The sequence below is a fragment of the Streptomyces sp. Y309 genome, from assembly GCF_056712025.1.
In genome coordinates this window covers 4,873,675-4,898,525 of sequence record NZ_CM160048.1, presented here as the reverse complement: position 1 = coordinate 4,898,525, position 24,851 = coordinate 4,873,675, and the positions used below count along the sequence as shown (strand labels likewise).

The window sequence follows — 24,851 nt, the reverse complement described above, 5'->3', positions numbered from 1 at the left end:
ACCTGAGCCTGCCCGGAGCAACAGATTCCGCCTGAGGCCTGTGGACTTGTCCGGAGCCGGGCGGTCAGCGGGCCGCGTCCGTCAGTTCCGCCAGGGCCTCGTCCATGGTCAGCCCGTCGCCCACGGCGCGCTCCCGCTCGTACGCGCCTTCGCCGAGCGCCTCTTGTGCCTCCCGCACCGCGCGTTCGGCCTCGGCCCGCTCCGGCATGGGGCGTTCGTGGCCGCCGCGCCAGCGGGTGGCGAAGGCCAGCAGGCGGGTCGCGCGGACGTGGTCGCCGGCCTCGACCAGAAACACCGCGGCCACGTCCACCAGGCCCGCGACGACCGCCTCCGAACAGCGCGTGCGCAGCGCCTCCGGCAGCACCTCGGCGAGGACGGCGAGCCCGGCGGCCGTCCCCGACTCGGCGGCCGTGATGCGCGCCTCCACGCCGCCGAGGGCCGCGGCGAACTGCGGTGGCGGCGTCCCGCGCTCGGCCTCCGCGCGGGCCGCGTCACACAGGGACCGGGCACTCACCACGTCACCACCGCTCAGCGCCACGACGGCGCTCATGAGGCGGACGAAGGCGCGGGAGTCCGTCACGCCGTACCGATCGGCCTTGGCGCCGGCCTCCTCCAGGCCCTGCACGGCGAGTTCGCGGTCGCCCGAGCGGTAGGCGATCTCGGCGAGGCGGGCGATCAGGAAGGGGGCCTCCGCATGGGCACCCACCTCGTGGGCGAGCCGCAGCGCCTCCTCGTACTCCCGCCGGGCCTCCTCGTGCCTGCCTCGCACCATCTCCGCCTCACCCGCCGCGCTGTACACCTGCGCGCGCAGCCACCGGTCCCCCACGCGCCGGGTCAGCTCGCGCAGCTCCGCCAGGTCCCTGTCGACCCCGGCGAGGTTGCCCGCACGGTCGACGGCCGTGTGCACCCGGAACATCAGCGTGATCGCGACCTCCCAGTCGCCTCCGAAGCGGCGGCAGTTGGCGACCGCCAAGTCCAGAGAGGGCAGCACGTCCTCGACCCAGTCGACGAAGAACAGCGTGAACGGCCACACCAGGCCCGGGAACCGGCCGCTCGCGGGCACCGGCCGGGCGAACACGTCCCGCAGCCGCACGATGTACTCCCGGTCCAGGCCCTCGCTCAGCACCGTCGTGGGCCGGGACTCCACCGTCAGGAACAGGTGCAGCATGCGCAGGGTCATGCGTGGCCAGAACGACGGGGCGTCCTCGTCGGCGAGGTCCGCGTCGAGCCCCGCGACCACCGCGGCGAACGCCGGCGGATCCTCCCCGGTGGCGGCGAGGGCGCGGTCGTCGGTCGGCGCCACCGTGAGGCCGAGGACACGGCGGACCCAGTCCGAGCCCTCGCCCCTGTAGTTGCGCAGCCACCAGAACCAGCCCAGGGCCAGGGCGATCGCCGTGGCGAGCGGCTCGTCGCGGGACTGGATGGCGCGCTGCAGGGCCGCGCGGACGTTGTCGAGGTCGGCCTCCAGGCGGTGGATCCACGGCAGTTGCTCGGCCGAGCGGAGCAGGGGCGCGGCTGTCTCGGCCAGCGCGCGGAAGTACGCGCTGTGCCGTCGCTCCGCCTCGGCGCGCGGGCCGGGGGTCTCGGCGGCACGCTCCCTGACGTACTCGTGGATGGTCTCCAGCATGCGATAGCGCATCCGGGAGCCCGATCCGTCGGGACCCGCACCGTCGGGGTGTGTCCCGTACTCCCCCGTGTCGTACGGAGTGGCGACGACCAGGGACTTGTCGACGAGCGCGCCGACGAGGTCCGCCGCCGGGCCGGAGCAGACGGCCTCCGCGGCCTCCAGGTCCCAGCCGCCCGCGAAGACGGACAGCTCGCGCAGGGCCGCGCGCTCGGCGTCGTCGAGCAGGTCCCAGGACCAGTCGACGACGGCCCGCAGGGTCTGCTGGCGCGGCAGGACCGTGCGGGCGCCGCTCGTGAGCAGGCGGAAGCGGTCGTCGAGGCGGTCGGCGATCTGCCGGGGCGTGAGCAGCCGCAGGCGGGCGGCGGCCAGCTCGATGGCCAGGGGCAGGCCGTCGAGACGGCGGCAGATCTCCGCGACCGACTCCGCGTCCCGGCCTGGGTCGAAGCCGGGGCGCACGGCCTCGGCCCGCTCGGCGAACAGGCGGTGCGCCGGGTCGGGCGGGAGCGGCTCGACCGGGCGCACGGCCTCGCCCGGCACGCCCAGAGGCTCGCGGCTGGTCGCGACGACCGTGAGCCCCGGGCAGTGGGTCAGGAGGGTCTCGGCTAGGCGGGCCGCGGCGTCGATGACATGTTCGCAATTGTCAAGGATCAGGAGCAGGCTGCGCGGGGCGCAGTACTCGACGAGCAGGGCGAGCGGGTCGGCGTGCGGGGCCGTCAGCTCACTGGTCATCAGCACGGTCTCGCGCAGGCCGAGCGCGCTGACGACGGCACCGGGGACCGCCTCCGGCCGGTCGAGCGGGGCGAGCTCGGCCAGCCATGCGCTCGGATGCCCGGCGGCGGCTTCCTCGGCGAGGCGGGTCTTGCCGGAGCCGCCCGGTCCCGTGAGCGTGACCAGGCGTGCCCTCTGCATGTCCGAACGGATGGCGGCCAGTTCGGGTTCCCGGCCGACGAAAGAGGTGAGCCGGGGGCGGAGGTTGCCCTGGCGGGCGGCGGGGCGGTCCCTGGCCGGGGGCGGTGTGTTCGCGCTGGGCGCGGGGGCGTCGGTGCGGGACTTCGTGCCGGGGGTGGGCTCGGCGTCCGTACGGGACTTCGTCTCGGTGCCGGGCGCGGGCTCGGGGTGGGACGGGGTTGCTCCCGGCGGCTTCGGCGCACCTGGCTGCGTCAGTCCCGTCAGTCCCGTCAGTCCCGTCGGCGCCTTCGGCTCCGCCAGCAACTCGGCGTGCAAGGCACGCAGTTCCGGTCCCGGGTCGGTGCCCAGTCCCTCGGCGAGGGTGCGGCGGGCGTCCTCGTACGCGGCGAGGGCGTCCGCGCCCCGACCCGCGTCGCGCAGGGCGCGGATGAGGAGGGCGCGCAGGGCCTCGTCGTAGGGCTGGTCGGCCGTCAGCTCCTTCAACTCCGGTACGACGTCGGGGGCGTGGCCGAGGAGCAGCTCGGCCTCGACCCGCGCGCGGGTGGCCTCCTGGCGCCGGGCCTCGGGGCGGGTGGCCGCGGTGCGGTCGGGGAGGTCGGCGAGGGCCGGGCCGTGCCACAGGGAGAGGGCCTCGCGCAGGACGCGGGCGGCTGTCGCCGGGTCGTGGCGGTCCAGGGCGGCGGTGCCCTCGCGGGTCAGGTGCTCGAAGCGGTGCAGGTCGACTTCGTCGGGGGTGGCGGTGAGGCGGTAGCCGCCGGGGCCGGAGGCGATGGCGTGTCTGCCGAGGACTCGGCGGAGGCGGCCCACCAGGGCCTGCAGGGCCGCGGGGGCGTCGGCCGGTGGGGTGTCCGCCCAGATGTCGTCGATGAGGGTGTCCACGGGGGTGGTGCGGTTTGCTCTCAGGGCCAGCGCCGCGAGGAGCGCCCGCAGGCGGGGGCCTCCTACGGGCAGGGGTGCCCCTTGGTCGTCGTGCGCCTGCGTGGCGCCCAGGATCTGGTACCGCACGGGGTCATTGTGGCCGGTGGGGGTGAATGCGGCTCGGGGTTTCCCCGGGGGTGGGGGGGGCCGTGCTCTTGGTCGGCCCACCGCGACCAGGGCGCCGCCCGCCGCCCCGAAGCACCGCCGGACTGGCCTGCGGCCGTGCGCTGCTCCTCACATCACGTCGCCGTGGTCCTGGAGGGTGCCCCTCCCCCCACATAGCGGCGCCGTCGGCCTGGGCTGTGCCCACCCGTTCCGCCCTGCGGAACGACTGCCCACAGCAGGGAGGGGCGGAACCCGGCCCAGCACACGACGCCAGGAGGCGACCCAGCTGCCCACAGCGGGTGGGGCGGGCTCGGCGTCGGCCTGGGGTGCCTCGGCGGGAGCGGCGGGCTCGGGGTCGGGCTGGGGTGCCGTAGCGGGGTCGGCAGGTTCGGGGTCGGGCTGGGGTGTCGCGGCCGTAGCGGGGGGGGCGAGGGACGGCTCGGGGTCGGGGTGGGGTGTCCCGGTTGTGGGGCGGGGTTCGTCGGTGGGAGTGGGTGTGGTGGTTTGCTCGGGGATTGCGGGAACGGAGGCTTCCTGGGCCGTGGGGTCACCCTGAGGGTCTGGGTCACGGGTGGGTGGGTGGGAGGATCCCGCCGCGGAGCGGCGGGCCGGGACGCGGACCGACACGTTGTCGAAGGCCTCAGCGACCAGCGCCTCCGCGGCCGACCCACAAGCGGCGGACGCCGCGCGGCCGTTCGTGGCACCGGGAGGGTGGGAGAGATCCGCCGCGGAGCGGCGGGGTCGTGGGGGGTGCGGGGCGCGCCCCTGGGTGCCCCGCCCCCGTACAAGCCCCGCGCCAGCGGCTAGCGGCCTGCGCCGAGCGCCCCCCGCTGCGGCACCACCGACCCCGTCGGTACCGCCCGCTGGCGGGCCGGGGTCCCGGTCCAGCAGGTGCCACGGCGGGAGAGCAGGCGCCGCAGCCAGACCTCCGTGGAGACGAGGTCGGCGAGGCCGTCCAGCGGGACGGGTTCGCCGTCGGCCGCAGCCCGCAGGGCCTTGCGGACGACGCGCGCCTCGACGAGCCCCGCCTGCGCGAGCAGCGGCGTGTCGAAGAGGCCGATCAGCTCGTCCACGGCGACCCGAAGCCCGGTGCGGGCAGCCGCCGCGGCGGAGGCGTGCGAGGGGGCGCCCCAGCCGGGCGGGAGTTCGGTGACGCCGGCGCCTTCGAGGACCGTACGGAGAATGGCGGCCCGCGCCCCGGGCCGCACCCGCAGGGACTCCGGCAGCGCCCTGCACGCCCGGACCACCTGGTTGTCGAGGAACGGCGCGTGCAGCCGCTGGAAGCGGACCTCGGCGGCCTGCTCCAGGACGCGCAGGTCGGCGGCGTGCCGGAAGAGCGCGGAGCGCGCGCGGAACTCGCCGGGCCGCTGCCCGGGCCCGGGTCCCGGCCGCGTCGTCGTCTCCTGAAGGCGAACCGATACTTCTGCGAGGGCCTCACCGGTCAGCCAGCGCGCGGCCGGCCCCGGTCTGGCCCAGGCCAGGGCGGCGAGGGAGGCCCCCACGGCGCCGCCCGGCTCCTCGAAGCTGCGGTGCAGGAGCCGGTCGGCGAGCGACTGGACGCCCGCGCGGTGCGCCGTCCGGGCGAGCTTCCGCGCGGCGCCGTACACACGCGCGGGCACCATGACGGAGCCCTCGGCCTTGGCGAGGGCCGTCACGGGCCGCACCAGGTGCCGCCGCTTGCGGTCCATCAGCAGGTCGGCGAGGCGCGCGGGATGGGCGTCGAGCACCTGCCGCGCGCCGTAGCCGGTGAAGTGGTCGGCGCTGCCCGAGGCGAGCCGCACGCGGTGGCGCTGGGCGGTGACGATCGCGGCGCTCGGCTCGTCGGTCAGCGGCCCGTCCAGGTCGGCGTACGGCAGGGCCTCCTCGCCGGCCGCGACGACGACGTGGTGCAGCCGCGGGTTGGCGGCGATGGTGCCAGCGCGCTCCAGTTCGGCCTCGCGGCCGCCCGTCACCAGGTCGTTGAAGGTGACGGCGAGCAGCCGCTCCCCCGCACCGGTGCCGTGCCCGAGGACGGTGCCGGGCATCCCCGGCAGACCCGCGGCAAGGAGAGCGAGGGTTCCCGAAGCGGGCCCTCCGGAGAGGTCGGCTCCGATGCCGGGCACCGGCATGCCCCGCGCGGCGCGCCGCTCGGCGGGCCCCATGCCGGGCACGGGCCCGGGGTCGATGTCCGTCCCCGGTACGTGACGTGGCGCGCGCAGGCGGGCGCGTACCGCTTCGACGAGGGCGTCCCGGACCCCGTCCAGGGCACCGGCCTCGTCCGCCGTGGGCGCCGCCACGGCGAGCGACGCGACGGGTTCGTATCCGGCGATTTCCCGTGCGCCCGCGCGGAGGATGAGCGCATGCCCCGGGGGCACGCGGCGCACGTCCTGGTACGGGGTCGAGTCGTGCAGCGCCTCCGGGACGTCGGGGGCCGCGAGCAGCGCCGCGAGGTGCCCGATGTCCAGGTGGGCCTCGATGAGGTCGGCGAGCGGCAGCGCGGCCGTCGCGTACGCCGTGCCGCCCGCCCAGGGGGTGTAGAACACCGGCCGCGCGCCCGCGAGATCACCGGCGATCATCACGCGGCGGCCGACCTGGACGACCGCCGTGTAGCTGCCGGACCAGGCCGTCAGGTGCCGCAGGGCGCCACCGCGCGCGGCGAACAGGCTGACCCGCAGCTCCTCGTCGCTGGCCCCGCAGGTGCCGAGCACCGCGATGCGGGTCTGGTCGTCGGCCTTCACGGTGCGCACTTCGTCGGCGCGCCAGTCGCCGACGGCCCACAGCGGGTCCGGATCGCCCCACAGGAGCTGCGAGCCCACGGGGGTCAGTGTTTCGCCGTCGTCACCGGTGGCGCCTGCCGTGCCGACGGCGGCAGCGCCCATAGGGGGTCTCGTGGTGGTACTGCTCCACCCCACCAACCACCGCATCGCCGCCTCCACAGGCTGTGGACAGCCAGTGCATCCATGACTGACTGAGGGATTCGGGGACCCATGCTGCCACGAAGGAGGCGCGCGGGAGAGCTCGCGAGGGCGCTCACACCGGCGCGAACGCGCCCTGGGTGATCGGTCGTTGACGCGGCAACGACACCGACAAGGGGACGTGGAACGGCTGAAGCCCGTTTACCTGGGGGCGATTTTCGGCCAATTCAGCCATGGCCGAACACGCGCGAGCGCCCCATGGCGCCCCGCGGCACCCACGCACAGCCCGGGAGGCGGCATACGCCTCCCGGACCGGTCCGCCGCCCGCGGGGATGGAGGCGGCGGTGTCCCCCAGCCCGCTGACTCCAGCGCAGCGGGCCGACCCACGCGTCAACCATGGAAGCGCTGTCCACATGGCCGGAGAAGAGCGCACGCACAGGCGCACGGCCACACAACGGGAGCACGCCTCGGCATCGCCGTACTCCCGTACGGACAACAATCTCGCCATACGGAACTGCGCCTCTTAACGCTTGGGATCCGCCGAACTACGCTGGGTGTGCTGATGTTTTCGCGGAGGCATATACCTGGGGGCTCGGCCAAGTGCTCTTGCGGCCGGGGATCGGGGCCGCGGCGCGCGACACGCCGACGGACCGGGCACCCAGCCGCTGTCCCCGGGGGAACACAGCACGAATGCCGCGCGGTCAAGCCACTGCCCGGCAGCCGTCTGTGTCGAGGGGTGGCGCATGTCCAGGGAGCAACGCGGGCCGAACGAAAAGCTCGGCACCGTTCTCGCCCTCGCGGGAATCAGCAACGCGGGACTCGCACGCCGGGTCAACGACCTAGGCGCTCAACGCGGGTTGACGCTTCGTTACGACAAGACGTCGGTGGCCCGGTGGGTGTCCAAGGGGATGGTGCCCCAGGGCGCCGCGCCCCACCTCATCGCCGCCGCCATCGGGCAGAAACTCGGCCGCCCCGTGCCCCTGCACGAAATCGGCCTCGCCGACGCGGATCCGGCGCCCGAGGTGGGCCTCGCCTTCCCGCGCGACGTGGGCGCCGCCGTGAAGGCGGCCACCGAGCTGTACCGCCTGGACCTCGCGGGCCGCCGCACCGGCGGCGGCATCTGGCAGTCCCTCGCCGGCTCCTTCGCGGTCAGCGCGTACGCCACGCCGGCGTCCCGCTGGCTCATAACCCCGGCCGACAGCTCCGTCGCGCGCGACGCCTCGCAGGACGGGCCACGTGACGTGGCCCACCAGGACGACGGCGGACCGCCGATGAAGGTCGGCCACAGCGACGTACTGAAACTGCGGGAGGCCGCCGAGGACGCGCGCCGCTGGGACTCCAAGTACGGCGGCGGGGACTGGCGTTCGTCCATGGTCCCCGAGTGTCTGCGGGTCGAGGCGGCGCCGCTGCTCCTCGGTTCGTACTCCGACGAAGTGGGACGCGCCCTCTTCGGAGCCAGCGCCGAACTCACCCGGCTCGCCGGGTGGATGGCCTTCGACACCGGCCAGCAGGAGGCCGCACAGCGGTACTACATCCAGGCCCTGCGGCTCGCCCGCGCGGCCGCCGACGTGCCTCTGGGGGGGTACGTCCTCGCGTCCATGTCCCTCCAGGCCACCTACCGGGGCTTCGGGGACGAGGGCGTGGACCTCGCGCAGGCCGCCCTCGAACGCAACCGCGGGCTCGCCACCGCCCGCACCATGAGCTTCTTCCGGCTCGTCGAGGCGCGCGCGCACGCGCGCGCCAATGACGCGCCCGCCGCCGGGGCGGCGCTGCGGGCCGCCGAGGGCTGGCTGGAGCGGGCCCGGGAGGGCGACAACGACCCCTCGTGGCTCGGCTTCTACGGCTACGACCGTTTCGCCGCGGACGCCGCCGAGTGCTACCGCGACCTGAAGGCGCCCCGCCAGGTGCGGCGCTTCACCGAGCAGGCCCTGTCCCGGCCCACCGAGGAATTCGTGCGGTCGCACGGACTGCGGCTCGTGGTGTCGGCGGTGGCCGAGCTGGAGTCCGGGAACCTCGACGCCGCGTGCGAGCAGGGAGTGCGGGCCGTGGAGGTCGCCGGGCGGATCTCGTCCGCGCGGACCACGGAGTACGTGAAGGACCTCCTGCACCGGCTCGAGCCCTACGGGGACGAGCCCCGGGTGGTGGAGCTGCGGGAGCGGGCGCGGCCGTTGCTGGTCGCCCCGGCGTAGCGGTGCCCTGGGCTGAGCGGGGTCGTGGTGCACGCGGGCCGTGACGGGGCCCTGCCGGGGGTGGCACTGTGCGGGCGCCGTCCGGAACGGCACCGTGGGACGGGGCTGCCTTTAGGGGCGGGATCCGCCCTGCGGAACGCCTGCCCACAGCGATGACGGAAACGTTGGGCGGACGCCGGACAGCCTGCCCACGGACGTTTGGGGGCGTTGTCAGTGGTGCAGGGCAGTATCGGGGGTGGGAGGTGCAGCGCGATGGGTCGGGATGGCGTGGCGTACGACTGTGACGTGCTCGTGGTCGGCGGCGGGATCGTCGGGCTCGCGGCGGCGTATGCCCTGACGCGCGCGGCACCCGGCACCCGCGTCACCGTCCTGGAGAAGGAGCCGGGCCCCGCCCGCCACCAGACGGGCCGCAACAGCGGCGTCATCCACAGCGGGATCTACTACCGCCCCGGCTCCCTGAAGGCGCGCTATGCCGCGCGCGGCGCCGCCGAGATGGTCAAGTTCTGCGCGGAGTACGGCATCGCCCACGAGGTCACCGGCAAGCTCATCGTCGCCACCGACCGCGCCGAGCTGCCCCGCCTGCACGCCCTCGTCCAGCGCGGCCGGGAGAACGGCATACCGGTCCGCGAGCTCGGCCCCGCCCAGATGGCGGAGTACGAGCCGTGTGTGCGGGGCATCGCCGCGATCCACGTCGGGACCACCGGGATCTGTGACTACGGAGCGGTCGCCGCACAGCTCGCCCAGGCCTCCGGCGTCGAGGTGCGGTACGGCGCGGAGGTCGTGCGGGTCGACCGGCGCGCGGACCTCGGGGTCGCCGTGCGCACCGCCGCCGGCGACGTCGTGCGCGGCAAGGTCCTGGTGAACTGCGCCGGGCTGCACTGCGACCGCGTCGCGCGGCTGACCGGCGACGACCCCGGCATGCGGATCGTGCCCTTCCGGGGGGAGTACTTCACGCTGGCGCGGCCCGGGCTCGTGCGGGGCCTGGTCTATCCCGTGCCGGATCCGGCCTTCCCCTTCCTCGGTGTGCATCTCACGCGCGGGGTCGACGGCGGGGTGCACGTCGGGCCGAACGCGGTGCCCGCGCTGGCGCGCGAGGGGTATGCGTGGTCGGTGGTCCACCCCCGCGAGCTCGCGGGGACGCTGGGGTGGCCCGGGTCCTGGCGGATAGCCCGGCGGCACTGGCGGTACGGGGCCGGTGAGCTGCGGCGTTCGCTGTCCAAGGGGGCGTTCACCGAGGCGGTGCGGCGGTTGCTGCCCGCTGTGCGGGCGGAGGATCTGGTGCCCGCTGCCGCGGGGGTGCGGGCTCAGGCCGTCCTTCGGGACGGGACGCTGGTCGACGACTTCCTGATCCGGGAGGGGGCGCGGGCCGTGCACGTCCTGAACGCACCCTCACCCGCGGCGACGGCCTCGCTGCCGATCGGGCGGGAGGTGGCTCGGCGAGTGCTGGCTGTGCTGTGACGGGGGCCCTGCGGGGCTTTCCCCAAGCCCGCCCCTTCCCGTAACTGGGGGCTCCGCCCCCAGACCCCCGCTCCTCAAACGCCGGAGGGGCTATATCCAGCCCGTCCGGCGCTTGAGGACGAGCCGCGAAGCGGCGATAGCGGGGGTCCAGGGGGCGGCAGCCCCCTGGTTACGGGAAGCGGCGGGATTGGGGGAGCCCCCGGCAGGGCCCCCGCCCGATTAAAATCGACCCCACTGTGTCTGAGAATTCCCGCCCGAAGGGCACCCCCCGCTTTCCCGAAGGTCCCGCCCCCGACCCCGCCGGGTCGAGGTTCGAGCGGCGGATCCGCAGTTTCCAGCCGCGGCGCAGCCGGGTCACCACCGCGCAGGGCGACGCGCTGCGCAGGCTGTGGCCCCAGTGGGGCCTGGACATCGACGGCAAGGAGGTCCTCGACCTCGCCGAGCTCTTCCGCACCGCCGACACGGACAAGGCACCCCGCACCGCCGCCCCGGACAAGGCGCCCCGCCCGGCCCGCATCGTCCTGGAGATCGGCTTCGGCATGGGCGAGGCCACCGCCAAGATGGCCGCCGCCGACCCGGACACCGGCATCCTCGCCGTGGACGTACACACCCCGGGCATGGGCAACCTGCTCGGTCTCGCCGAGCGGAACGGGCTGTCCAACATCCGGGTGGCCAACGGCGACGCCATCATCCTGCTGCGCGAAATGCTCGCCCCGGAGTCCCTGGACGGCGTCCGCGTGTACTTCCCGGACCCCTGGCCCAAGGCCCGGCACCACAAGCGCCGCCTGATCCAGCCGGAGTTCCTCACCCTGCTCGCCCCCTGCCTCAAGCCGGGCGCGGTGCTGCACTGCGCCACGGACTGGGAGCCGTACGCCGAGCACATGCTGGAGGTCCTGAACGCGCATCCGGACTTCGAGAACACCCAGGAGGACGGCGGGTACGCGCCGCGTCCCGACTTCCGGCCGCAGACCCGCTTCGAGGGCCAGGGCCTCAACAAGGGCCACGTGGTCCACGACCTGCTCTTCCGCAGAGCCGCCACCCTCGCGGAGCGACCGGAGGATCCCCAGCACGAGGACGCCCCCGCAGACCAGCAGGACTGAGGCCCCGGACCCGAGGCACCGTCGCGGTCCGCCGCAACCCTCGTTACTGTCAAAGCCGTGGCCACCAGTCCCGCGTACTCGAACTACCCGGCACCGCCCGCCGGGTCAGCCGAGGCACCCGGGCCCCGGCATCCGCACTGGTGGCAGCGGAGAGCCATCCGGGCGGCCGCGCTCGTCACGCTGCTCGCGCTCTCCGGCCTGGTGATCCTCGCCCTGGTGCGGCAGCAGACCGGCACCGAGGGGTTCCTGGTCGGCCTCGGGCTCGCCACCCTGCCCGTGCCGCTGCTCGTCTCGGCGTTCCGGTGGCTGGACCGGGTCGCCCCCGGCCCCTGGCGGAATCTGCTGTTCGCCTTCGCCTGGGGCGCCTGCGCGGCCGCGCTGATAGCGATCGTGGCGAACAGCTTCGCGACCCGCTGGATAGCCACCGCGACCGCCGACCCGACCAGCGCCGACACCCTCGGCGCGACCGTCATAGCCCCGATCGTCGAGGAGAGCGCGAAGGCGGCGGCCGTGCTGCTCGTCTTCCTCTTCCGCAGATCCGACTTCACCGGTGTCGTCGACGGCTTCGTCATAGCGGGCGTCACCGCGACCGGCTTCGCCTTCACCGAGAACATCCTCTACCTCGGCAACGCCTTCGGCACCGACCAGCTCAGCGGCGAGAGCGGCCTCGCCTCGGTGACCGCGGCGACCTTCTTCGTCCGCATCGTGATGTCGCCGTTCGCGCATCCGCTGTTCACCGTGCTCACCGGCATCGGCTTCGGCATCTCCGCCCTCAGCGGCGAGCGGCACACCGCCCGGCGGGTGCTGCTTCCGGTCACCGGACTGCTGCTCGCGATGGGCCTGCACGCCTTCTGGAACGGCTCGGCGAGCTTCGGCGAGTACGGCTTCTTCGTCGTGTACGCGACCTTCATGCTGCCCGTGTTCGGGCTGCTCACCTGGCTCGCCGTCTGGCTGCGCCGGCGCGAACTGCGCCTGGTCCGTGCCGAACTGCCCGCCTATGTGACGGCGGGCTGGCTCACCGCGGCCGAGCCGTTCGCGCTCGGCTCGATGCGCGCGCGGACCCTCGCCCGCGACTACGCCGCGTACCACCTGGGCAAACCCGCGGGCCGGAGCGTCGTCGCGTACGAGACGTACGCGACGTCCCTCGCGCTGCTGCGGCACCGGGCCCGGCGCGGCCGGGCCCGCGCCGACTTCACCGTCAGGGAGCGGGAACTGCTCGACGCGCTGTGGGAGCGCCGCGAGGTGGCCCGGCCCGCCCTTGCGTACGCGGCGCGGGTGACGGCGCCGGTCGTGGTGCCGCTGCCCTACACCGCGTACGGCCCCTACACCGCGTACAGCCCCCACTCCGTCTACGGCCCGTACGTCGTGTACGGCCAACCCGGCTCACCAGGAACCCCCGGCGCCCCCGCGTATCCCTCGTACAACCCCTACCGCACCTGAAGCCCGGCCCGGCTCAGCCCGTCCGGCTCACGCCGACGCCGCCGTGAGGCGCGCCAGTTCGGCGTCCGTCAGCTCCAGGTCGGCCGCCGCGAGCAGCGCCGGAAGCTGTTCCACCGTGCGCGCGGAGGCCAGCGGCGCGGCCACCGTCGGCTGGGCGGCGAGCCAGGCGAGGGCCACCGTCGCGTGCTGGGCGCCGCGGGCCTCGGCGATCTCGTCAAGGGCGGCGAGGACGCGCTGCCCGCGCTCGGTGGCCAGGTACTCGCCGGCCTTGCCGGCCCGCGCGCTGTCGACCTCGGTGCCCGGGCGGTACTTGCCCGTCAGGAAGCCGGAGGCGAGCGCGTAGTAGGGGATGGTCGCGAGGCCGGAGCGGGAGGCGACCTCCTGGAGCGGGCCCTCGTAGGTGTCGCGTGAGACGAGGTTGTAGTGCGGCTGCAGCGCCACGTACCGCACGAGGCCCTCGCGGTCGGAGAAGTCGAGGGACTCCTGGAGGCGTTCGGCGGTGATGTTGGAGGCGGCGATCGCCCGGACCTTGCCGGAGCGCACCAGGTCGTCGAGAGCGGTGACGAACTCCTCGACCGGCACGGACGGGTCGTCGTAGTGCGTGTAGTACAGGTCTATGTAGTCGGTGCCGAGGCGGCGCAGGGACTCCTCGGCGGCGGACTTGATGGTGCTCGCGGAGAGGCCCTTGTAGTCGGGGTGGGCGCCGACCTTCGTGGCGATGACGACGTCGGAGCGGTTGCCGCGCGCGGCGAGCCAGCGGCCGAGGACCGTCTCGGACTCGCCGCCCTTGTTGCCGGGCACCCACGCCGAGTACACGTCGGCGGTGTCGACGAAGTTGCCGCCGGCGGCGGTGTAGGCGTCGAGGACGGCGAAGGACTGGGTCTCGTCGGCGGTCCAGCCGAAGACGTTGCCGCCGAGCGCGAGCGGGAAGACTTCGAGGTCGGAGGAGCCCAGCGGGCGAAGAGTGGTCATACAGAACTCAACGCCCGCACGGAAGAAGGAATTCCGGCAGCCCTGACGTCGGGGGGTTGTCGCCAGGACCGCCGGAGTCGGTGGGGTGAGCCGCGGCCGGTGGGGCGGGACCTTGCGGGCCCGTGGCCCGTGCGGGACCTTGCGCGTCCTACGGGTTGAGGCCCTTGCCCTGCAGCCACGCCAGCGGGTCGATGTTGGCGCCGCCACTCGTGTGCACCTCCATGTGGAGGTGCGGTCCCGTCACGTTGCCGGTCGCGCCGACGCGGCCGATGACGTCGCCCGTGGTGACCTTCTGGCCGGCGCTGACGCTCACCGAGGACTGGTGGGCGTACCAGATCTCCGTGCCGTCCTCGAGTTCGAGGATGGTGCGGTAGCCGTACGCCCCCGCCCAGCCGGCCTCCTTGATGGTGCCGGTGTGCACGGCCTTGAGCGGCGTGCCGGTGGGGGCGGCGAAGTCCAGGCCGGTGTGCTGGCCGGAGGACCACATGGAGCCGGCGTCGCCGAAGTGCGAGGTGAGGGTGTACGAGGAGGTGGGCAGCGAGAAGCTCTTGGCGAGCTTGGCGAGGCGCTCCGCCTCGGCCTTCTTGCGGGCCGCCTCCTCCTTCTTGCGCTTCTCCTCGGCGGCCTTGGCCTTGGCTGCCGCCGTGGCCTTGTCCTGCTGGGCCTTGGCCTGCGCGGCCGCCTTCTTCACGGCGGCGTCCTCGGCCGCCTTGCGGACGGCGTCGTCCGCCTGGTTCTGCTGGTTCTCGGCCTGCTGCATGATGCGGGCGCGCAGCGCCTCGCCCGCGCCGGTGGTGCCCTGCTCGGCGTCGGCGGTGGTGACGCCGGCGGAGCTGAGCGGGGCGGCGGCCGCGGCGGTCGTGGTGGCGCTCTCGCCGGAGCCGGAGTCGGATTCGTCGGATATCAGCGCGCCCACGCCCGGCAGGGACTCGGCCTCCGGCAGCTTGTCCGTGACCGCCGACATGTCCGGCATGGCGATGGAGACCGGCGGCTTGCCGCCCTGCGCGGTGGCGATGCCGCCCGCGCCCACGGCCGCGATGACGCCGACGCCGAGGACGGTGGAGCTGCGCGCGAGCCCGCCGCCGCCCTTCTTGTGGACACGGTGCCGGCCTCGCACCGGGCGGACGGACTCCGCGGTGGGGTTCCACTCCTCCCACGGCTCCTGGGGGGCGTACGCGGCGAACCCGGGGGAACCGTCAGGTCCTTCGGCGGAGTCGTTCGGTACGTAGAGCGCTTCGGGGGCAGGCCGGTTGGACGCCACGGGGGCGCACTCCTTTCCTTCCTTCTCGCCTACCGGGTTAGCTGACGGGTTCGGAGCAGGAAGGTCTCCTACGGGCATCTCTCCGCGTACGAGACTTCCGTACGAGAGATGACCGATTCACCCCAAGTTGGTGGTTCCCCGGCTCCCTTGCGGGATTAGGCGTGTGCGCACGGAGCCGACTCGAGTGTCGGCTGGGACGACCGCGCTGCGTTATCGAACGTTAATAGACGGCGGGGCCGTATTCCAAGCCGTTCCGGTTGATCGTTAACGCTTACGTCACGAACACAAGGGACATCAGCGGCTGGAACAGGGCGAGTTGAGCGCGATTCTTGACGCACCGCGGCGTTGTGGACCTTCACAGCTGACTGACATGGCGTCAGCTGCTGTGCGGAGGGGTGCGGTTCAGTCACACGGCGTGACGGGGCGGCGTACGGCGAGCAGTGCCAGGTCGTCCGTGGCGCCGCCCCCGGTGTGCCGGCGGACCTCGTCCACGAGGGTGGCGAGGAGCGCGTCGGTGCCGCTGGGTCCGGGGAAGATCCGGCCGCCGAGGCGGGTGGCGGGGTCGTAGAACTCGCCGTGCTCGTTCCGGGCCTCCGAGAGCCCGTCCGTGTACAGCAGCAGCGTGGTCCCGGGCGGGAACGGGGTCTCGTCGACGCGGTCCGGCCAGCGGCCGAGCTCGCCCATGCCGAGCGGCAGCGCGGGCTCGGACGGCGTGAGCACGCACAGCCGCCCGTCGGCCCGGAGCAGCAGCGGTTCGGGGTGGCCGCGGTTGATGATCCGTACGATGCCGTGGTCGCCGCGCGGGATCTCCGCGAGGACGGCCGTGGTGAACCCCTCGAAGGCGTCGAGCCCGTCGCGCCGCATGCCCTCCCGCGCGAGGGCCCGCTCCAGGCGCTCCGCCACCGCCTCCAGCGTGGCCTCCTGCTCGGCGGCCTCCCGGAAGGCACCGATCACGACGGCGACGGCGGCCACCGCGCCCATCCCCTTTCCCCGTACGTCACCGACGACGAGCCGCACGCCGTGCGGGGTGTTCTGCACCGCGTACAGATCCCCGCCGATGAAGGCGTCGGCCTGCGCGGCCTCGTACCGCGCGGCGACGTCGAGTCCGCCGATGCGGGCGTCGGGCTGCGGCAGCACGGCGCGCTGGGTCGCCTCGGCGATGGAGCGCGCGGAGGCGAGGCGGGCGTCGCCGCGGCGCACCACGCGGTTGATGACGACGGCCAGGATGCCGACGGTCAGCATGGTCAGGAACTCGGTGACGACATGGACGCCGGAGCCTCCGACGTGGTGGGACAGCCACAGCCCGAGCACGGCGGCGCAGGACGCGGCAGCGACCGCCACGGTGGTGCGAAGCCGGAAGAACGGGGCGGTGATCAGGGGAGCGGCGGCGAACAACGGGGACGCGGTGAACTCGGGCGGCGTGACCATGTCGAAGCAGATGCCGGCGACGAGGAGGAGCGGGGGCAGAGCACGGACGAGGGCGCGCTCGCGGGGGAGGGTGCGCTCGCGGGCCACGTGGGGGTGCTCGCGGGGGAGGTCGCGCTCACGGAGGACGTGGGTGCCCTCGCGCGGGAGGTCTCGCGCCAGGGGGCGCGGCTCGCTGTCCGGGTTTCCGTCGCCGCGCGCAGCGCCCTGCCCCCCACCACGCACAGCAACCACCACCGCTCCATTCCCGCCGCGGCCCGGCCGCGGTCCCGCCGCATCCGTGCCGCGTCGGCCCACCCAGGCTTCCCGCAGCGGGGCCTCGGGGCGACCTGATGTGGGCCGACCGGGTGAGCGACGGGCGGGCCCGGCCGCGCCCGGGTGCGTCGGGCCGCGCGGACCGGTCGGCCGGCGCCCCGGGCGCGAGCGGACCCGCCGCCCACGCGCCGGGGCACCGACCGGATGCGGTCAGGCGGCCGCGTACGTCACCGTGCCCAGGCAACCGGCGCCGCGTACGTCACCCCGCCCCACCCCCCAGCACAGGCACCGGCGTCGCGAGCCGTCCCGATCTGCTCAGCGAGCGCAGCGCCACCGCGCAGCCCGCGCCGAGGGCGGCGAGCGCCAGCCACGGCACCGCGGGCAGCCCCCGGCTCTCCCCCACGTCGAGCAGCGCGCCCATCGCGAGGTTCCCCACGGTGATGCCGACGCCGCACACCGTGTTGTAGAGGCCGTAGTGCGTGGCCACCCACCGCTCGCCCGCGAGCGAGACGACGGTGTCCATCTCGAACGGGTACAGCACCGCGTTCGCGGCCGCCAGCGCCGCCGCACACAGCAGCAGCGCCGCGACGCCCGCGTACCCCGGCCCGCCCAGCGCGGGCGGCAGGAACGCGGCACCCATCAGGCCGAGCCCGGCGACCAGACACTGCTCCCGCGTCCACGTCCGCTTGCACCAGTCGGTGATCCGCAACTGCCCGACGAGCGCGACGATTCCCGACACCACGAACAGCGCGCTGGTCGCGGCCGTCGTCGCCGTACCCCCGCCAAGCAGCCGCTCCACCTCCAGCGGCAGCGCGAGGTACACCTGGAACGACAGGACGTACGACCCGGTCATCGCGAGCGAGAACAGCCAGAACGGCCGGTTGCCGAACACCGCCCGCCACTGCCCGCGCCCCGCGCCGCCGTTGTCCCCCGCGGCCGCGTCCGCGTCCCCGCTCCGCCGCCCCGGCAGCCGCAGCACCTGCACCACCGAAAGGACGGCGAACAGCACCGCCGCCACCGCGCAGGTGAGCTTGAAGTCCACGCCGGTCAGGGCGAGTCCGACGAGCGGGCCGACCAGGATGCCGGTCTGGTAGAAGACGTTGAACAGCGCAAACGCCTCCACGCGGCGCTCCGGCGTGCCCGCCTCGGCGGCGACGTACGCGCGTACCGCCGGGTTGAACAGCGCCCCCGCGAGCCCGGTCGCCGCCGACGCCGCTATCAGCACCGGCAGCGTCTGCGCGAAGGCGAGCGCCGCGAAGCCGCCGGTGCGCAGGGCGCAGCCGGCCACGATCATCGGCTTGTACCCGAGCCGGTCGGCGAGCGCGCCGCCGACCAGGAACATGCCCTGCTGGGAGAGGTTGCGTACGCCGAGCACCAGGCCCACCGCCCAGGCGGCGAGCCCGAGTTGGCCGGAGAGGTGGGCCGCGAGGTACGGCATCAGCATGTAGAAGCCGAGGTTGATGCTGAACTGGTTGACGAAGAGGAGCTGCACGGCGGGCTCGAAGGCCCGCGCGCGGACCCAGACGCCGGTCACTGGACGACGCCTTCGGCGGGGGCGGCGCCGACGGGCTGGGCGGGGGTGCCGACCGGCTGCGCGGGAGTGACGACCGGCTGCGCGGGAGTGGCGACCGGCTGCGCGGAGGTGGCGACCGGCTGCGCGGGCGCGGGCTGTCCCACACCGGCGCCCACAACGTCCCGCCGCACCGCCGAAGCGCACCGCCCCGCCCGCCACCGGCTCCACTCCACGATCCCGTCGACCGGCCCGGCCACCTCCCGCGGCTCGTCCGGAACGGCACCGGCACCGGTGCCGCCGAGCAGCCCTTGCTCACGGCAGTACTCGTCGTTGAAGACCGTGTCGAAGTACCGCTGCGGGCCGTCCGGGAACACCGCCGCGATGCGCGTCCCGCGAGGCCTCGTGCGGGCCAGCCACGCCGAGACGAGCGCGACCGCGCCCACGCTCCAGCCGCCGGTGGCGAACTGCCGCTCGGCGAGCCGCCGCGCGGTGCGCACGGCCTCGGCGGGCCCCACCCAGTGGACCTCGTCGAACGCGGCGTGGTCGACGTTGCGCGGGTGGATCGACGAGCCGAGCCCGCGCATCAGCCGGGGCCCGGCGGCGAGCCCGAAGATGGTCGAGGCGACGCTGTCCACGCCGACGAGTTCGAGCCCGGGCAGGGCCGTCGCGCGCAGCGTCCGGGCGATCCCGGCGGAGTGCCCGCCGGTGCCGACGGCGCACACGAGCACGTCGAACTGCCCGATCTGCCGGACGAGTTCGGCGGCCAGCGGCTCGTACGCCGTGGGGTTGTCGGGGTTGTGGTACTGGTTCGGGCACCAGGCGCCCGCGAATTCCGGGCGGCCCATCAGCGCGGTGACCCGGTCGACGCGGGCCTGCTGCCAGCCGCCCACGGCCCCGGGTTCGCGTACGAGATGGACGCGGGCGCCGTGCGCGGTCAGCATCCGCTCCACGATGGGTTCGAGGCCGGGGTCGGTGACGATGTGCACGGGGTGGCCGTAGTGCACGCCGGCCAGCGCGAGCCCGAGGCCGAGGGTGCCGGAGGTCGACTCGACGATGGGCGCGCCGGGCCGCAACTCCCCGCGGGCGCGGGCGCGTTCGACCATATGGAGGGCGGCGCGGTCCTTGATGCCGCCGAAGTTGAAGCCTTCGAGCTTGGCCCAGTAGCCGCGGCCGCCCTCCGGTGAGGGTTCGTCGATCCAGAGCACGGGCGTGTTGCCCACGGCGGCCGCCGCGGGCTGAAGGTTGCCGATCATGCGGAGGTGTCCTTCGGGTGCTGCGCACGGGTGCGTACGGGGATTCCATACGTGCGTGGATTCCGTACGTGTGCGTACGTGGATGGAGGGGGGTGGCATGGGAGTCCGCACCGGGACTCCGAGGCCCCCTCAGTTCCGGTCCACCCCGATGGCGACGAGGAGTCGCTGGCCCGCTGCTCCGCAACAGGGCCCGGCTCTCGGCGGCGCACACCCGGCCACCACGTCCGCTCCGCCCGCGCCGGACGCCGCGTCCGCGGCCCGCTCACCGCTGCCCTTGCCGCCCTTGCCGTCCAGCCCGTCGGGCCGCTCCCGGTCGACGGCCTTGCCGACGAGCGCCGCGGGGTGCGCCGATCCGGCGTGCTCGCCGTGGGCGGGGCCGGGGCAGGCGTGGTGGTGGACGGGCTGGGCCGCGGTGACGGCGTTCGCGGCGCCGAGCCCGTGCGGCCCGTGGCACACACCGGCGAACAACGCGCAGGTGGTGAGGAGCACCACCGACAGCACGTACCGCAGCCGACTCATAGTGACCACAAAGCTACGCAGGGCACGTGAGTCGGCGCAAGAACGCCTGAGGAACACCCGAGAAACGCCTGAGGCCCGGAATCACCAAGTGATTCCGGGCCTCAGGGCTACTTCTTCAGTAGCGGGGACAGGATTTGAACCTGCGACCTCTGGGTTATGAGCCCAGCGAGCTACCGAGCTGCTCCACCCCGCGTCGGTAAACTGAACAGTACGCCATGCGGGGCACAGAAAGCGAACCGGCCGGACATTGCCGCCGCACGCCCGCCTCGTGCCCGGGACTCGCCCCCTTCGTTGAACCGGCCGTGAAGACCACCACGAGCACCACGACGAAGACCACCACGAGGATCACGGCCACCCTGCTCGCTCTGCTCGCTCTCGGCACGAGCGCCGTCCTGACCGGCACAGCGCAGGCGTCCGCCCCCGGAACACCGGAACAGAAACCACGGGCCGCGCACCCCGCCGACCTGCGCCTGACCCTGACCCATCCGCAGGACAGGACCTCCGGTGCGCGCACGACGACCCTCAAGTGCGGCCCCACGGGCGGCACACACCCCGCGGCGCGGGCCGCGTGCGCGGACCTCGGCTCCAGGCAGGGCACCATCGAACAGCCGCCCGCCGGCGGCGTCTGCACCATGATCTACGCCCCGGTCGTCGCCGAGGCCACCGGCACCTACGACGGCCGCCCGGTCAACTTCAAGAAGAAGTACGGCAACGACTGCGAGCTGCACCAACACACGGGAGCGCTCTTCGAGTTCTGACACACGGACACACAGACACGGACGCACAGGCACGCGGACACACGAACGCCCGGGCCGACCAAGGCCGACCCGGGCGTCCGGTGTGCGGTAGACCGTGTGGGACTCGAACCCACAACCAATGGATTAAAAGTCCACTGCTCTGCCAATTGAGCTAACGGTCCTCGCCGACATGGTGTCGGCGCACCCATGAGCATAGCCCGCCGGGCCCCGGCTTCCGATCGGGTATCGCCGTTGGGGCCTGTCGGACGGGTGTCGGGGTGGGGGCCGAGCGGAACGGGCCCGCCCCCTGGGTGGGGGCGGGCCCGTTGCCGTGGTCCTGGCGGACGCTCAGGCGTCAGCCGTTGCGCTTCCAGCGCGGCTTGTCGTCGCGGCGGCCGAAGGAGCCGCCGCCCGAGCCGGAGCCGCGGTTGTACGACGGGCGGTCGTGGCCGCCGGAGCGGTGGCCGCCGGCCGGGCGGTCGTCGCGGCGGTCGCGGTTGAACGGGCGGTCGCTGCCCCGGTGGCCGGACGGGCGGTCGTCGCGGCGGAAGCCGCCCCGCTCGTCACGGCGCTCGAAGGGACGGCCACCGCGGTCGTCGCGACGGTCGTCACGGCGGAAGCCGCCGTTGCCGCCGTTGCCACCACGGTCGTCACGACGGTCGCGGTTGAAGCCGCTGCCGCCACGGTCGTCGCGGCGCTCGAAGGGGCGACCGCCGCGGTCGTCACGACGCTCGAAGGAACGGCCGCCGCGGTCGTCGCGGTTGTCGCGGTTGAAGCCACTGCCGCCACGGTCGTCACGGCGGTCACGGTTGAAACCGCTGCCGCCACGGTCGTCACGGCGGAAGCCGCTGCCACCACGGTCGTCACGACGCTCGAAGGAACGGCCACCGCGATCGTCACGACGGTCGTCACGGCGGAAGCCGCCACGGTCGCCCCGGTCGTCGCGGCGGTCGAAGGAGCGGCGGTCCTTCTCGTAGTTGCCGCGCTCGTCACGGGCCGGACGGCGGTCGTACGAGGGACGGTCGTCGCGGGCGGGACGGTCGTCGCGAGCCGGGCGGTCGTCACGGACGGGGCGCTCGGCGCGCTCGGCCGCCTGCTGCTCCGGCACCACGGCGACGGCCTCGGTGACGGCCTCGGCGGCGGGGGTCTCGGCGGTGGCCTCGGCGACCGCGGCCTCCGGGTCGTCGCCACGCTCGCGGGCGGCGCGGGCGGTCAGGCGGTCGGCCTCGTCGCGCAGCTCGGCGGCGCGACGCTGGGCGCGCTCAAGCTCCTTGGTGAGGTCGCGGACCTCACGCTCGGCCTGGGTGGCCGCGTTGCCCGCGGACTCCGCCTGGACCTCGGTCATCGAACGGGCGCCGGTGATCTCGGCGACCTCCGGGTCGAACGCGCCGCCGCCGTTGACGATGTGACGCGAGGCGTCGACGCCCGCGTCCTCCATCAGACGGAAGATCTGGCGGCGCTGGTGCGGCAGGGACAGCGACACGACCGTGCCGGAGCGCCCCGCGCGGGCCGTACGGCCGGAGCGGTGCAGGTAGTCCTTGTGGTCGCCGGCCGGGTCCACGTTCAGGACCAGGTCGATGCCGTCGACGTGGATGCCGCGGGCGGCGACGTCGGTGGCGACGAGCGCGTTGACGTAGCCGTCCTTGAAGTCGGCCAGCGTCCGCGTACGCGCGCCCTGCGTCATGCCGCCGTGCAGCGCGTCGGCCTTCACACCGGCGTCGCGGAGCTGCTCGGCGATGCGGTCGGCGCCGAGCTGGGTGCGTACGAAGATGATGGTGCGGCCCTTGCGCGAGGCGATCGCGGCCGTGACCGGCGCCTTGTCGCGGGGCTTCACGATCAGGATGTGGTGCGTCATGGTCGTGACGTTGCCCTGGGCGCTGTCGACCTCGTGCGTCACCGGGTTGTTCAGGTAGCGCTTGACCAGCGTGGAGATCTCGTTCTCCATCGTGGCGGAGAACAGCATGCGCTGGCCGCCGGCCGGGACCTGGTCGAGCAGCTCGGTGACCTCGGGCAGGAAGCCCAGGTCGGACATCTGGTCGGCCTCGTCGAGGACGGCGATCTGGGTGTTCTCCAGCGAGCAGGCGCCGCGGTTGATGATGTCGCGCAGGCGGCCGGGGGTGGCGACGAGGATGTCGACGCCGCGCTCGAGGGCGTAGATCTGGTTGCCCATCGACGTACCGCCGCAGACGACCTTCATCTTCAGGCCGAGCACGTCGCCGTACGGCTGGAGGGCGTCCGCGACCTGCATCGCGAGCTCACGGGTCGGGGTGAGGATGACGCCGCGGGGCTTCTTCTTCTCGGTGCGGCCCTCGGCCAGCTGGGCCAGCATCGGCAGACCGAAGGAGAGGGTCTTGCCGGAGCCGGTGCGGCCGCGGCCCAGGATGTCCTTGCCGGCCAGGGCGTCCGGGATGGTCGCGGCCTGGATCGGGAAGGGGGTGTGCACGCCGTTGCGCGCGAGCTTGCGGACGACGCCGTCGGGGAGGCCGAGGTCGGCGAAGGTGATGCCGCCCTCTTCCTCGGATTCCTCGGCGGAGTCGGAGGGGGTGTCGTCGGAGACGGAGGCGGGGGCCTCGGCGGCCTGCTCGGTCGAGTCGGCGGCCTCGGCGGCCGGGGACTCGACGACGGCCGGGGACTCGACCGTCTCGACGGCGGCGACGTCGGCAGCCTCGGCCTGGGTCTCAGTCACGGTCACGACCGAGGCCGTGACCTCGGCGATCTCGGTCTCGTCCTGGACCTGGGCAGGCTGAACGTCAAAACTGGAAATGGACATGCGAAATGCGAAACCTTCCGGAGTCTCGGCACGCGCCCACAACTCCGTGATTTCGCAATGGACCGCCTCTATGCGGTCAGCCACGGCAAGGGAGAGTACGCGCCACGCGGCGCTCTCTTTGGCGGCGCCGGGCAAATGGGATCAAACGATCTACCACCATACGCACCCCCCACCCCAATTGGCAAACGCCCACCATAACGGGGCTACGGGCCCCGCCGACGGGCTCCGCCCCCGCCTCCGGACCACTCCCCGAGCCCCTGCCTCCGGACCGCTCCCCGTACGCCCCGCCCGCCCTCTCTTTACGCCGGCCCCGCCTGCGGCGAAGGCTCCCCGCGTCCCGCCGGCTCCCCCACCCCGCCGTGCGCGGAGGACGACGGCTCGGGCGGGGACGGATCCGGGGACGTGGGCGAGGGGGCCGGGGAGGTCGGGTCCGGCGTGGGCGTGCTCCGGGTCGGCCGGGGGCCGGGCCGCGTACGGGTCGGCGACGGCCGTCCGCCGTCCTTGGTGGGCGCGACGGTCGAGCCGCCGCCCCCGGACCCGCCCGACGAGGGCTTGTCCCCCGGCGCGGCGTCCTTCCCGCGCCCGGCGGCCGCCTTCCTGCCGCCCTTGCCGCCGCCCTTCCGGTCGTCCTTGCCGCCCTTGCCGTCCTTGTCGTCGTCGCCCCGGCGGCCGTCCTCCCGCCGTTCCCCGCGCGCACCGCCGGGCGTGACACTTCCTCCGTCCGGGGCGGCGGCCCCGCTCCGGTCACCGGCGGACCGCGCGGGGGCGGGAGCGCCGCTCCCGTCGTCGCCGACGCTCATACAGCCCGCGGTCGCCGCGACGGCCACCACGGCCGCGGCCCACCGGACGGAAACGTACAACTGGCGCACGGCCGAGCACCTCCGAAGGCGCTGGGGGAAGGGACGCCCTGCCCAACTCCCGCGCCCCGCAAGAAGACACGGACCGTCCGCACCCGCTAGTGACCCGTGCCCCACACACCCACAACACCCAACGGCCCACCACCAGCCACCAACCGTCAACCGCCCACCAGCAACCGCCAGCCACAGCCGCCAGCCACAGCCGCCAGCCACCAAGCGTCAGCCATCAGCCGTACCCCAACGCATGCAACCGCTCGTCATCGATCCCGAAGTGATGCGCCACCTCATGCACCACAGTGATCTCGGTCTCGGCGACGACGTCCTCGCGCGACTCGCACATCCGCAGCGTGGGCCCGCGGTAGATGGTGATGCGATCGGGCAGCACCCCCGCGTACCACTCGCCGCGATCCGTGAGCGGGGTGCCCTCGTACAGACCGAGCAGCTCGGGATCGTCGGTCGGTGGCTCGTCCTCGACGAACACCGCCACGTTGTCCATGAGCCGCGTCAGCTCGGGAGGAATCCGGTCGAGCGCCTCGGCCACCAGTTCCTCGAACTCCTCGCGCGTCATCTCCAGCACACGCCCATTGTCGACCACGCCACGCCCGCACCACCTCCCCGCACCGGCATAGCCGCGGTCCCGCATGGGCAT

At 74.0% G+C, this 24,851-nt stretch carries 16 protein-coding genes, 2 tRNA genes and 1 riboswitch; of the genes, 5 read left to right on the top strand and 13 right to left on the bottom strand.

The features are described from left to right. Positions 1-64 precede the first annotated feature (64 nt). The gene (locus tag AC0KTA_RS19825) at positions 65-3,541 is read right to left on the bottom strand and encodes an AfsR/SARP family transcriptional regulator (RefSeq protein ID WP_481049551.1); all 3,477 of its coding nucleotides are present in this window, start codon (positions 3,539-3,541) and stop codon (positions 65-67) included. A gap of 821 nt (positions 3,542-4,362) precedes the next feature. Beyond that, entirely contained in the window at positions 4,363-6,462 is a 2,100-nt protein-coding gene (locus AC0KTA_RS19820) for an asparagine synthase-related protein (protein WP_481049550.1), read from the bottom strand. A 734-nt stretch (positions 6,463-7,196) separates the two neighbouring features. On the opposite strand from AC0KTA_RS19820, the gene AC0KTA_RS19815 reads away from it, so the two are divergent. From AC0KTA_RS19815 to AC0KTA_RS19800, 4 genes are all read left to right on the top strand, one after another. Continuing rightward, positions 7,197-8,642, top strand: a complete 1,446-nt coding sequence (locus tag AC0KTA_RS19815; RefSeq protein WP_481049549.1) for an NsdA family TPR-like regulatory protein — start codon at positions 7,197-7,199, stop codon at positions 8,640-8,642. Between the two features lie 252 nt (positions 8,643-8,894). After that, the gene (gene lhgO, locus AC0KTA_RS19810) at positions 8,895-10,100 is read left to right on the top strand and encodes an L-2-hydroxyglutarate oxidase (protein WP_481049548.1); all 1,206 of its coding nucleotides are present in this window, start codon (positions 8,895-8,897) and stop codon (positions 10,098-10,100) included. Between the two features lie 236 nt (positions 10,101-10,336). Continuing rightward, positions 10,337-11,200: a tRNA (guanosine(46)-N7)-methyltransferase TrmB gene (gene trmB / locus AC0KTA_RS19805; protein WP_481049547.1), complete on the top strand. Its 864-nt coding sequence runs from the start codon at positions 10,337-10,339 to the stop codon at positions 11,198-11,200. Positions 11,201-11,257: 57 nt separating this feature from the next. After that, a complete protein-coding gene (locus tag AC0KTA_RS19800; RefSeq protein WP_481049546.1) occupies positions 11,258-12,640 on the top strand; it encodes a PrsW family intramembrane metalloprotease in 1,383 nt (460 codons plus the stop codon). 27 nt (positions 12,641-12,667) lie between these two features. Here the strand turns inward: AC0KTA_RS19800 and AC0KTA_RS19795 are convergent, their stop codons facing one another. The 7 genes from AC0KTA_RS19795 to AC0KTA_RS19765 all read right to left on the bottom strand — a co-directional run bounded on the left by AC0KTA_RS19795 (position 12,668) and on the right by AC0KTA_RS19765 (position 20,031). Continuing rightward, complete coding sequence (locus AC0KTA_RS19795) at positions 12,668-13,612, bottom strand: aldo/keto reductase (protein ID WP_481049545.1); 945 nt, start codon at positions 13,610-13,612, stop codon at positions 12,668-12,670. Between the two features lie 148 nt (positions 13,613-13,760). Then, complete coding sequence (locus AC0KTA_RS19790) at positions 13,761-14,873, bottom strand: M23 family metallopeptidase (protein WP_481049544.1); 1,113 nt, start codon at positions 14,871-14,873, stop codon at positions 13,761-13,763. Between the two features lie 11 nt (positions 14,874-14,884). Further along, positions 14,885-15,045, bottom strand: a riboswitch (cyclic di-AMP (ydaO/yuaA leader). Between the two features lie 230 nt (positions 15,046-15,275). Next, positions 15,276-16,532, bottom strand: a complete 1,257-nt coding sequence (locus tag AC0KTA_RS19785) for a PP2C family protein-serine/threonine phosphatase (RefSeq protein ID WP_481049543.1) — start codon at positions 16,530-16,532, stop codon at positions 15,276-15,278. A 280-nt stretch (positions 16,533-16,812) separates the two neighbouring features. After that, positions 16,813-18,087: an MFS transporter gene (locus AC0KTA_RS19780; RefSeq protein ID WP_481049542.1), complete on the bottom strand. Its 1,275-nt coding sequence runs from the start codon at positions 18,085-18,087 to the stop codon at positions 16,813-16,815. After that, a complete protein-coding gene (locus tag AC0KTA_RS19775; protein ID WP_481049541.1) occupies positions 18,084-19,319 on the bottom strand; it encodes a PLP-dependent cysteine synthase family protein in 1,236 nt (411 codons plus the stop codon). The genes AC0KTA_RS19780 and AC0KTA_RS19775 overlap by 4 nt, the downstream gene beginning before the upstream one ends. 129 nt (positions 19,320-19,448) lie before the next feature. After that, entirely contained in the window at positions 19,449-19,838 is a 390-nt protein-coding gene (locus AC0KTA_RS19770; protein ID WP_481049540.1) for a hypothetical protein, read from the bottom strand. 119 nt (positions 19,839-19,957) lie between these two features. Further along, a tRNA-Met gene (locus tag AC0KTA_RS19765) sits at positions 19,958-20,031 on the bottom strand. A gap of 109 nt (positions 20,032-20,140) precedes the next feature. Between AC0KTA_RS19765 and AC0KTA_RS19760 the strand changes: the two genes are divergently transcribed. Further along, on the top strand, positions 20,141-20,596 hold the full coding sequence (locus AC0KTA_RS19760; RefSeq protein ID WP_481049539.1) for an SSI family serine proteinase inhibitor: 456 nt from the start codon (positions 20,141-20,143) through the stop codon (positions 20,594-20,596). Between the two features lie 88 nt (positions 20,597-20,684). On the opposite strand, the gene AC0KTA_RS19755 is transcribed toward AC0KTA_RS19760, so the two are convergent. The 4 genes from AC0KTA_RS19755 to AC0KTA_RS19740 all read right to left on the bottom strand — a co-directional run bounded on the left by AC0KTA_RS19755 (position 20,685) and on the right by AC0KTA_RS19740 (position 24,779). Further along, a tRNA-Lys gene (locus tag AC0KTA_RS19755) sits at positions 20,685-20,757 on the bottom strand. 173 nt (positions 20,758-20,930) lie between these two features. Then, positions 20,931-23,345, bottom strand: a complete 2,415-nt coding sequence (locus AC0KTA_RS19750) for a DEAD/DEAH box helicase (protein ID WP_481049538.1) — start codon at positions 23,343-23,345, stop codon at positions 20,931-20,933. Between the two features lie 299 nt (positions 23,346-23,644). Further along, positions 23,645-24,214, bottom strand: a complete 570-nt coding sequence (locus AC0KTA_RS19745) for a hypothetical protein (RefSeq protein WP_481049537.1) — start codon at positions 24,212-24,214, stop codon at positions 23,645-23,647. 214 nt (positions 24,215-24,428) lie between these two features. Further along, complete coding sequence (locus AC0KTA_RS19740; RefSeq protein WP_481049536.1) at positions 24,429-24,779, bottom strand: metallopeptidase family protein; 351 nt, start codon at positions 24,777-24,779, stop codon at positions 24,429-24,431. Positions 24,780-24,851: the final 72 nt, after the last annotated feature.